Below are 10,279 nucleotides of genomic sequence, written 5' to 3'. Positions count from 1 at the left end.
CGAGTATGGCAGCCTCGTGTGCGAGTTACCACACGAGGCCGACCGGCAGCCGGTACGTCACAGCACACTCGACGAGCATGCGATCTGCGCGGCGCGGTGTCAGCCGAACAGAGGATCTCACAAGATGCTGGTCACACGACCATTGGAAGGAAACGCGACATGCCACGTCCTCTCGAAGGGGTCCGAATTCTCGCGATCGAACAGTTCGGCGCAGGACCGTTCGGGTCGTTGCATCTCGCTGATCTCGGTGCGGAAGTAATCAAGATCGAAGACCCGAAGACCGGCGGTGACGTGTCGAGAACAGTGCCGCCCTATGTCGTCGACGGCGACTCGCTCTATTTCGAGAGCTTCAACCGAAACAAGAAGTCGATCGCACTCGATCTGGCCGTACCGGCAGGCAGGGCCGTCTTCTCGGACCTCGTTGTCGGTGCCGACGCCATCTACTCCAATCTCAGGGGCGACGTGCCTGCCGCCCTCGGCCTGCGCTACGCCGATGTTGCCCACCTCAATCCAGCTATCGTCTGCTGTTCGCTGTCGGGTTTCGGGATGAGCGGACCACGGATGCGTGAGCCCGGATACGACTACATCGTGCAAGGTATGGCCGGCTGGATGGACGTGACGGGCGAACCGGACGGACCGCCGACGAAGTCCGGTCTCTCACTCGTCGATTTCTCGACGGGCTACGTCGCTGCGTTGGCCTTGACGTCGGGTCTGCTTGCTGCCCGGCGCGACGGTGTCGGCATGGACTGTGACGTCAGCCTTTTCGATACGGCGATCAGCATGCTGAGCTACCTCGGCGTCTGGCACCTCAACGAGGGCTACCAACCGCAACGCATCAGCCGTTCGGCACATCCGTCGCTCGTCCCGTTCGGCACGTTCGAAGCCGCCGACGGCTGGCTCGTCATCGCGTGTCCGAAGGACAAATTCTGGCACCGCCTCGCGGGGGCACTCGGTCGTCCGGACCTGGCAGCCGATGACAGGTTCCGAACCTTCGCCGATCGCCATAGGAATGCGAACGAACTCAGCACGATCATCGACTCGATCTTGCGGACCCGACAGCGCGCGGATTGGCTGACCTTGTTACGGGATGCAGGTGTACCCGTCGGCGAGGTCAATTCGGTCGAACAGGCGCTGGCGGATCCGCAGACCGTTGCACGCGGAATGATCGTCGAGACAGAGCATCCAACATTCGGAACGATGTCAACCATCGCGTCGCCGGTACGAGTCGGTTCGACGCCACCCGATGTGCGCCGGGCACCGTTCCTCGGCGAGCACACCGAGGCTTTGCTCACCGAGTTGCTGAACTACGACCGGAACCGGATCGACGAAGCTGCGCGTGGCGGTGCCTTCGGTGCCGTGTCGACGGCTTGAGGTCGGGTGGCAGACTCGGCGTTCGTGCCGGATGACACTGCGTCGACCATCAAGCGGTCTCAGCCGATCAGCGCGGGCATAGTCACAGCGCTCGTCGGGTTCACCAGTTCGTTCGCCGTGGTCCTCGCGGGTCTGCGGTCGGTCGGTGCGACGCCCGCTCAGGCGGCGTCCGGCCTCTTCGCGATGTCGCTGGTGATGGCCGTGGGAATCGTGTTCCTCGCGTACCGCTACCGAATGCCGATCACACTCGCGTGGTCGACTCCGGGCGCGGCGCTGCTCGCAGGCACGGGCGTTGTCGCGGGCGGTTGGCCTGCCGCAATCGGTGCGTTCGTCGTCACCGGTCTTGCCATCGTGGCGACCGGAATCTGGTCCAAGCTCGGTTCCTTGATCGCGTCCATTCCGGTGTCGTTGGCACAGGCGATGCTTGCCGGGGTGATCCTGCCGCTGTGTGTCGAACCGGTGACCGCGTTCGCCGACAATCCTGCTGTCATCGCACCCGTCGTTGTGGTTTGGCTGCTGATTACGCGTTTCTCTCCCCGCTGGGCCGTTCCTGCGGCGTTCGGCGCCGCCGCAGTCGTGATCGGCATAAGCATCATCACCGGCGATTCCGACGTCGACACGTCACGCCTCGGGCCCTCGATCGTCCTCACGACACCGCAGTGGACGTGGCAGGCGACGATCGGTATCGCGCTGCCGCTCTACATCGTCACCATGGCGTCGCAGAACATTCCTGGCAGCGCTGTGCTGGCCTCCTACGGCTATACGGTTCCGTGGCGGTCGTCGATGGCGGTCACCGGCATCGGCACTGCCGTCACCGCGCCTGCCGGTGTGCACGCTGTCAATCTTGCGGCCATCAGCGCAGCACTCGCGGCGGCACCTGCCGCACACCCCGATCCGAAGAAGCGGTGGATTGCCGCCGTTTCGGCCGGTCTGACCTACTTCGTCCTCGGACTAGGGTCCGCGGCGCTCGTCACGATGGTCGGCGCAGCGCCGACCGGAATCGTGGAAACCGTCGCCGGCCTTGCCCTGCTCGGCGTGCTCGCGTCCTCGTTGGCGGCATGTCTGCGCGACGAGCGAGGCCGCGAAGCCGCTGCCGTCACCTTCGTGATCGCCGCGTCGGGCGTCACCATCGCTGGTATCGGCTCGGCGTTCTGGGCACTGGTGATGGGGTTGATCACGCGGGCCACCCTGCTGACGAGGTCGTAAACGTCGACCCGATTCAGGCGTCCCCGCGGGGACGTGTCGGGCCGGTTTCGACGTCCCCGCGGGGACGTTTCGGCGATCAGTTTCTGTCGGTGGGTCGCGGTAGGTTTGTCGAACATCAGTTCTATCGAAACGGGGAGATTCGATGAACACCACAGCACAACCACCGATCTGATGGCGACAGCGGCTTAGGTGGACGAGCTAGTCATCGGTCGACACCTTTCGGCGCTCCCGATGGCATGAACCCGAACAGATAGCCGGCAATGCGCCGCATCTGAATTTCCTCGGCGCCCTCGGTGATGCGGTATCGGCGATGATGCCGATAGATGTGCTCGAACGGTTTGTGACGGGAGTAGCCGAGTCCGCCGTGAATCTGCATGGCGCGGTCGGCCGCCTCGCAGCACAACCGATTCGACCAGAAATTGCACATCGACACCTGCGCCGACTGCGAGAACGGTCCATCACGATCCATCAGCCATGCCGTTTTGTGGATGAGGGTGCGCAGCATCTCGCATTGGGTTCGGAGCTCGACGATCGGGAACTGGATCGCCTGGTTGGCGGCCAGGGGTTTGCCGAAAGGCTTGCGCTGCTTCGCGTATTCGATCGACCGATCGATGCAGTACTCGGCCGCTCCGAGACTGGATGCAGCTTGACGAATGCGGTTCTCGTTGAAGAAGTGCTGCACGACCGCAAGTCCACGTCCCTCGCCGCCGAAGATCGCCTCGTGCGGCACCCGCACGTCCGTGAGGGAGACCCGAGCATGGTCGGTCGGCATGTTGAACGTCCACAGGTATTCCTCGACCACGAAGCCGGACGTCGTCATCGGAACCAGAAAGGCCGTAATTCCGACCGCATCGCCCGGTCGGCCGCTCGTTCGCGCGAAGACGAGGTCTGCGGCGGCGACGTGCACGCCCGTATTCCAGGTCTTCTCGCCGTTGATGATCCACTCGTCACCGTCGCGAACTGCGTTGGTCTCCATGTGTGTCGCATCGGAACCGTGTTCGGGTTCGGTGATGCCGAACGCGAAACCGGCAGTGCCGGAGGCCAATCGGTCGATCCACTCGGACTTCTGCTGCGGGGACCCGTATTCGAGCATCAGCATCAATCCGACGTTGTTGCCCACGATTGCATGCTCGTTCTGCAGGTCGCAGTGCAACCCGAGTCCACGCCGGGCGAGATGCTCACGGATGACCGCCATGTCGAGGTTCGTTCCGTCTCTGCCGCCGAACTCGGCCGGGAACGGATAGCGGAGGTGTCCGGCGGCATCGGCGCGCCTGCGAGCTTCCGCGAGCAACGCCTCCCACTCGACTGTCGGCAAACCACCTCGCTCCCAGTCGGTTCGGGCATCTTCGCGGCGATGGTCGAAGAAGCGTATGTTGTCGTCGGATTGTTCGAGGGGAACGATCTCGCGCTCGATGAAGTCGTCCAGTTCGGCGAGATAGGCGACGAGGTCGCTCGGCAGGTCGAGGTCCATGTCCGATGTGCTCCGATCAGGGTTTGGTGAGCATCAACAGATCCCACTCGATTTCCGGCACACGTCGACCACTCGCGGCCATCACGATGTCGCGGACGGTACCGTCGAGATGTGCCGCGGCCTGACTGGCCAATCCGACGCCCCACCACAACGTGCACAACACCTTCCACCAATGAAATCGATCGGAATCGAAGAGCCCGCCGACGGATTCGTAGCCGGCGACGAAATCGAGCGATCTGCGAAACCACCGATTTCGCGGGTGTCCTCCCGAAAACGCCACATCCGCAAGGCTGCCCACGCAGCGTCGCGCATTGGGTCCCCCAGCAACGCGCGCCTTCCCAATCGAGAACGGCTCGAAGACCGTCGGGCCCGACAATGAGGTTGCCGTTGCGAATGTCGTTGTGAACAACCGTCCGGCGTGGTGGTGGTCCGGGGAGGTTCCGCTCGAGCCAACGCAGGGCGAAAGCGAACACAGGCCTGTCGGCGAGCAGCAGGTCGACGGCCGAATCGAGTTCGGCCAGTGCGGCCGAGGCAGGATCGGCGTCTTCGTCGCCGGGAAGAAAGCCTGCGACCGCTGGATCGATACAGTGCAGCCGACCCATCGCGACGCCGAGTTGCTCCGCGATCCGGTTGCCGATTCCCTCGGCTTCGACGAGCCGCAGCACGCGGCGCGGGACAGTCTCGCCATCGACGCGTTCGGACAGTAGGAACGACGCTCCGACGTAGGTCGGGTCTGTGCAGACCGCGTGGATTCGGGGCACCGGGACACCGTTGTCGCGCGCAAGTTCTCGGATCCCGGCTTCCGCTGTGATGGGAACCAGCTCGATGTTCGTCGGCACGATCGTAGCGACCAGCCGGAGGTGCTCACCTGCTGTGACCGCATCCAGAACGACGTTGCGCCTGCGCGCGCCCGCTGAGACCGGAACGAGGTTCGACACCGTCCACGTCCCACCGAACTGGTCTCCGAGGAAACGTTCGATACCTGCGACGGTGTCGTGAGCTGCCTCGGTCCCGCTCTGGCTCACTCGCCCTCCCACCCGTCGTAACCAGGCTTGGCGATGGCCAGATCGGCTCTCGCTACGTCGACCAACGCGTGCCAGGCGTCGCGTTCGAGGTCGCCGTCGGTATTGCCTCTGAGCAGCACACCGAGCTCTACGGCAAGTTCGGCTGCCGAGCCGTCGTGACCGAGGAGTGCGCCGTAACGAGTTCGCGCCTGCTGATCGGCATCGGGTGAAAGCCGTTGTTCGCGTTCGAGAATCCGAACGACGTTTGCCGCGACCCTGGCGCGATGCTGCAGCGAACTGGGCAGCGCAGGCAGGAGGACGTCGTCGAGGAGGTCGGCCAGTGTTGTCAGCAATTCTGCCGAGTCCGGTCGGTATTGCACTCTCACCTCCAGGGTCGCCTCACACGTTAACCGGTTTCCACCCCTATTGGCGTCAGGTCAACATTGGCCGGCGGAACGAGCTTGCGGAGCGTGCCGTCGAACGCGGTGACATACAGCGCCCAGCCGTCACCATCCGCCGCGATGCGCACCGAAGTCGGGCCGTCGGGTGGAATCCGAATCGGGCTCGGCTTCGTCAGCCCTGTGACAATGCTGCACGACTCCCCCGTGGCGAGATCGACTTGATACACCGCGCCTGCCAAGTGGTCGGCTACGAACAGCTTGCCGTCGGCAGTTGCCTGCATATCGTCGGGCAGCGCTATCAAATTCGGAATGGTCGACACCACCGTGGACGTGTCCGGTGCGTCGAAAGGTATTCGGATGATCGTCGAAGTGACGTCACCGGTGTAGAACGAGTTTCCGTCCGGGGAGAGCGCAAGGCCGTTGGAACGCTGAACTTTCGACCACGACGGTGTGACGGCACCGGTTGCGGGTCGGTAGCGTGTGATGCCGGTTGGTGGACCGAAAATATCGAGTCGCGAGATGAGCAGATCGCCATCCGGCAGAAGAAGTAGACCATTGGGGCCGAACAACCCTTCGAGCAGGACAGTAAGCTCACCGGTGCTCAGATCGAGACGTTGCAAGGTGCCGTCGGCAACTGTCCGGGTCGGATCGTCGCCAGTGACGAAATACAGCAGATCGCCGATCAAACGGATCCCTGCGGGCTTGTCGAGCCCACGCAACAGTGTTGAGACCTGTCGCTCCGAATTCACGTGATAGATCTCGCCGTTGTCGGCGCCGGTGAGATAGAAGCCGCCCTTGCCGTCGGATTCCAGGTTCTCGATCCAACCCAGACCCGACGCCAGGGTCGTGGCTTCCCAACCGGCCGCACACGACGTCGGAACCGCATTCGCGACAGTCGGTCCACCTGCGGCGAGACACGTCGCGGCCACCGCAGCGAGTACCGCGGTTACCTTGGATGCACCAACCCGCGACCTCGTGTTTCGAAATCGAATCATCTCCCCGATTGCCATGACACGCAACACTACTGGAGCGGGGTTAGATCGCCGCCGTGTGTCAGCTCTTGCCGTCGACGAAGCCGGTGAAGCCGTATTTGTCGTGCGGACCGATCACGCCGACCTCGAAGAGACCGGTCCCGATGTGGGTCTGCCCGCCCTCGAGTAGTTCGAACCGCGCCAGGTGGTCGACCGGACAGAACATCCGCAATGCGGGGTCTATCTCGGAGACTGTCTTGCGGAGCCCTTGGACGACGAGATCGCCCTGCCACATGCCGTGTCGCCAGTCTGCGTCCAGTCCGTAGCCGGTGCCGATTCCGATGTAGTTGGCGAGCAACAGGTCACATCGCACGGTGATCGGCTCCCCCACCGGTGGCACGAACTTCAGCACGGCGCCGGTCACATCCCTTGTTCCAGTGGCGAACTCGAGTTCGTGCTCCGGACGGCCGAGCCATTCGGGCTCTCGATCCGGCCAGACCCGGGTGGCGTCTTCGACGATTCGTCTGCCCCGCTCGTCCTCCTGCACGAAGGTGAACACCGAGTAGTCGTCGAATGCCATCACGGAGTAGATCCAGAAGAAATTCTGCACGCCGTCGACAGCGCGCCGTCCTGCCGGTTCGGGTTCACCGACCGGTCGCACACCCCACGACCGGTCCCGGTTGCCGCGCCAGGTCTCGGGCGATACCGCCAACCTGTCGTCGCCGATCGTCAATTCTCCTGTCCACGTCCCTGTCTGGACGAAACGCGCGGTGTCGAAGGTGACGCGCTCGAGTTGGCGGCGAAAGTGCCGCGGCTCTTCGAACGCGGGAACGTCGGCGTCGAAGGTCAAGTCGAAGGCGATGTCTGCGGCGGTACCCGCTTCGAGCACGACCCGAAGTCGTTGCAAGCCTTCGAGAACCTCGATTCGGAGCGGACCGACCGTTGTGTCGGACCGATCTGCACCGAGGGCTTTCGAAGCTCGGAAGACGATGTGATCGTCACCGCGCCGGAGTACCGCAAACCCGTCGACGACGCCGAGATTGGGGTACTGCCCGAACCCGACGATGAGAAACAGCTCTCCCCCGACGGGATAGCAGTTGAAATAGTAGCGGTCGTAGAAGTTCCGGTCGGAGGTTGCCACCTGTCGAATCGGTTGCGCTACTTGATGTATCGGGAAGTCGTCCATCGGCGACAGCATCAGGCGATACCCGTCCAGTAGGTTCCAGCGAGCATCTTTTCCAGCGTCGCGTGGTGCAGGATCATCTCGTCCGGATTGTCGGGCACGACGGCTTGGCCGAAATGAATGGCTCGGCTCTGCACACGGAACATGATCGTTGCCTGCCGCACCGCGGCGAAGAAGACATAGAAGTCCAGGTCGTGGGGTGTGTGTCCGGACAGTTCGCGGTACGTGCGAGCAACGTCGTCACGCCGAAGGAAACGTGGCAGTCCCGGCATACCTGCGAGCGTTGTCAGATCTTCGAAGAATCGGTGCAGGAAAATCAGCCATCCGAGATCGAGTTCGCGGGGGCCGAACGATGCCATTTCCCAATCCAGTACGGCGACAGGCTCGAAGTTCCGGTACATGACGTTCCCGATTCGCGCGTCGCCCCACGAGAAGACGGTAGGCGAGGCGTCGGTCGGGCAGGTGCGGGACAGTTCGTCGAGACACCGCTCGATCAGCGGTGAGCGGGGTCCGGTTGTGGTCGCCCATTCGTAGTAAGTGCGTTGTGCGGCAATGTGATCACGCATGGCTGTTTCGGCGACCGACGGCGGTGATCCGAGGAAGTCGAAGTGCGACAGGTCGATTGCATGCAGATCCGCAAGCACGCCGACGGTGTTGCGTTGCAGCCGTGCACGTTCGTCGTCGGTTGCTTCGGTGACCCAGGACCCGAAGTTGTACGGCATCACGTCCGGTGGAACCAGACCTTCGATCCGCTGCATGACGAAGAACGGTCCGCCCAACGCTGCTGGATCGGACTCCGACCAATACGTGGCCGGAACCGGCACCGACGAATTGTCGGCGACGGCGCGCATCGTTCGAAACTGGGCAGCCATGTCGTAGGCCGGAAAGATCGGCATCGTCGTTTCACCAGGAGCGACCCGCGCAACCAATGGATGGAGCTGCCGCTCGCCGTCCTCGAGCCAGGTGGCGTCGAAGACGATCGTTTCGCTCGACATGCCGTTGGCAGCTGGGATGACCACATTGTCGACCATCGGATCCGCAGCCGTGCCGAGGCGATCCGTGAGCCAGTCCTGCAGTTCGCTTCGGAGCAGGCCGACCTCACGTATCGAGGAGGTCGGCCGGGCGAGCTCGGCCTGATGTTCTGCCTCTGTCTGCTCCAACGCCATCTGTAACACGTTACAGAAATGCCTGCGGTTCCGATACCGTGAATCAGCGCCCCGACTCGCCTACGCTGCCCTCATGGACAAGCAGGTGGCCGGTCGGCTGGCGGACGAGCAACTCGATGCGTGGCAGCGTGGGACGACCTACGCCGAACTGGCGTATGCCGACGACAATTCGTCGACGACGACTCGAGAGCTGGTCGCCGACAGCGTCACCTATGCGATCACGTCGACGGTGTACCGCGAGCAGGGTCAACAGGCCTACACGATGTCGGTTCGTGTCACGGTCGCAGGCAAGAAGTCCCTCTTCGGATCAGCGGTTTCACGCCATGGACGGATGTTTCCTGATGGCAGGTTCGCCCCGGGCGCATGATCATGGCCCCGATTGGGTACCGCTCTCTACGCGACCCGGCGCTGCCGCTGGAACGCAAACTTGCATAGGAGAGTGGAATGGCTCGACACAGGGCTCGATCGACCGCGGCAATCATCGTCGGCGGAGGACTTGTCACCGCTGCTGCCGCCTTGGCAATCCCGACGACCGCTGCGGCCGCTCCGACCGGATGTCAGTCAGCCGGGGCAGGCTTGGTCACGAACAGCTCGAATGTCTCCGGTTGTTCTGCGACGGCCGTGCCAGGTAGCGCCGCGGCCGCATACGGCACCGATGGCGTGGCGACCTCGGCTGCCGGATCGTCAGGACTGGCCCTCGCAATCGCAACCGCAGGCGGTACCGCATCCGCACTTGCGCAGAACCTGTCCGGCCCCGCAGCGATCGCGATGGGTCCGGGCGCCGAGGTCACAGCCCTCGGAGTTCGGCCCGGCCTTTCGCTCGGTATCGCAGGTCCAGGCGCCAAGGTCGCCATCAACGGCGTAACCGGGCCGACCTGTACCGGCGGCCCCGGCGTCGCCGCCGACTTCCAGACTCTGCAGAGTTGCCTGTCGCTCCAGTAGCGTCACCTCGCCTGGCCGACGGTCTTCACCGGCGGCGTCACGAAAACGTGCTTCATCCGAAGTCGCGGTTGGCACAATAGCTTTCCGCCTGCTCGGAGCCATTCGCCGACCACGCGTGGAGCGTCGCGCGCGGGGTTGTAGACGTCTTCCTGCACCGAGAACAGGCCGTCGCCCGCGTACGTCATCCGGGAAACGTTGATAAAGCCGAACTCGACGCCCGGCTCGGTCGGGTGGTCGAGCACGTTGTCGATTCCGACGACGATGGCGCCGTTTTCCTCGTCGTACGCCTCCCACGCGTGTGTGAGTCGCATCTGAGGGAACGGTGCCATCACGTCGACGATCCAGGACCGAACGGCTTCCCGGCCGTGCAGGATGCCGTATGCGTGCTCGATGTATTCGACGTCGACGGTGAACAGATCCGCGAACGGGCGCCAATCCCCCGATGCGGAACATCGATCGACGCGCGCACCGTAGTGGTGGAGTGCGTCACTCAACTCGGCTCGGCTGAATCGGCCCACTGTTCTGCCCTCCGCACTTTCGACGTAGAGAACAATTAGAACACGT

10 protein-coding genes and 1 pseudogene are annotated in these 10,279 nt (G+C 63.5%); 4 read left to right on the top strand and 7 right to left on the bottom strand.

The window, feature by feature from the left end; all coding sequences use genetic code 11:
- Positions 1 to 159: 159 nt before the first annotated feature.
- A complete protein-coding gene (locus tag JGU71_RS02375) occupies positions 160 to 1,371 on the top strand; it encodes a CaiB/BaiF CoA transferase family protein (RefSeq protein ID WP_199701585.1) in 1,212 nt (403 codons plus the stop codon).
- A 24-nt stretch (positions 1,372 to 1,395) separates the two neighbouring features.
- Complete coding sequence (locus JGU71_RS02370) at positions 1,396 to 2,577, top strand: benzoate/H(+) symporter BenE family transporter (RefSeq protein WP_199701583.1); 1,182 nt, start codon at positions 1,396 to 1,398, stop codon at positions 2,575 to 2,577.
- 202 nt (positions 2,578 to 2,779) lie between these two features.
- Here JGU71_RS02370 and JGU71_RS02365 read toward each other — a convergent pair whose 3' ends face one another.
- The 6 genes and pseudogenes from JGU71_RS02365 to JGU71_RS02340 all read right to left on the bottom strand — a co-directional run bounded on the left by JGU71_RS02365 (position 2,780) and on the right by JGU71_RS02340 (position 8,773).
- Positions 2,780 to 4,048, bottom strand: coding sequence for an acyl-CoA dehydrogenase family protein (locus tag JGU71_RS02365; protein WP_199701579.1), 1,269 nt, complete (start codon positions 4,046 to 4,048; stop codon positions 2,780 to 2,782).
- Between the two features lie 16 nt (positions 4,049 to 4,064).
- A pseudogene (locus tag JGU71_RS02360) lies at positions 4,065 to 5,073 on the bottom strand (phosphotransferase family protein).
- Entirely contained in the window at positions 5,070 to 5,432 is a 363-nt protein-coding gene (locus JGU71_RS02355) for a DUF6285 domain-containing protein (protein WP_199701578.1), read from the bottom strand. Before JGU71_RS02355 ends, JGU71_RS02360 begins: the two are co-directional and overlap by 4 nt.
- Positions 5,433 to 5,458: 26 nt before the next feature.
- Positions 5,459 to 6,463, bottom strand: coding sequence for an SMP-30/gluconolactonase/LRE family protein (locus tag JGU71_RS02350; protein WP_233528571.1), 1,005 nt, complete (start codon positions 6,461 to 6,463; stop codon positions 5,459 to 5,461).
- A 43-nt stretch (positions 6,464 to 6,506) separates the two neighbouring features.
- Positions 6,507 to 7,622, bottom strand: a complete 1,116-nt coding sequence (locus tag JGU71_RS02345) for an Rv3169 family protein (protein ID WP_199701577.1) — start codon at positions 7,620 to 7,622, stop codon at positions 6,507 to 6,509.
- Positions 7,622 to 8,773, bottom strand: coding sequence for a phosphotransferase family protein (locus JGU71_RS02340; RefSeq protein ID WP_199701576.1), 1,152 nt, complete (start codon positions 8,771 to 8,773; stop codon positions 7,622 to 7,624). The genes JGU71_RS02345 and JGU71_RS02340 overlap by 1 nt, the downstream gene beginning before the upstream one ends.
- 73 nt (positions 8,774 to 8,846) lie before the next feature.
- Between JGU71_RS02340 and JGU71_RS02335 the strand changes: the two genes are divergently transcribed.
- Positions 8,847 to 9,140, top strand: coding sequence for a hypothetical protein (locus JGU71_RS02335; protein WP_199701574.1), 294 nt, complete (start codon positions 8,847 to 8,849; stop codon positions 9,138 to 9,140).
- A 77-nt stretch (positions 9,141 to 9,217) separates the two neighbouring features.
- Complete coding sequence (locus JGU71_RS02330; RefSeq protein WP_199701573.1) at positions 9,218 to 9,715, top strand: DUF6764 family protein; 498 nt, start codon at positions 9,218 to 9,220, stop codon at positions 9,713 to 9,715.
- A 2-nt stretch (positions 9,716 to 9,717) separates the two neighbouring features.
- On the opposite strand, the gene JGU71_RS02325 is transcribed toward JGU71_RS02330, so the two are convergent.
- Positions 9,718 to 10,233 (bottom strand): nuclear transport factor 2 family protein, encoded by a 516-nt coding sequence (locus tag JGU71_RS02325; protein ID WP_199701572.1) that lies wholly within the window; start codon positions 10,231 to 10,233, stop codon positions 9,718 to 9,720.
- Positions 10,234 to 10,279: the final 46 nt, after the last annotated feature.

The sequence above is a fragment of the Antrihabitans stalagmiti genome (assembly GCF_016482825.1).
Classification (GTDB): domain Bacteria; phylum Actinomycetota; class Actinomycetes; order Mycobacteriales; family Mycobacteriaceae; genus Antrihabitans; species Antrihabitans stalagmiti.
The sequence above is the reverse complement of the archived record's forward strand: the minus strand, read 5'-3'. Positions and strand labels throughout refer to the sequence as shown.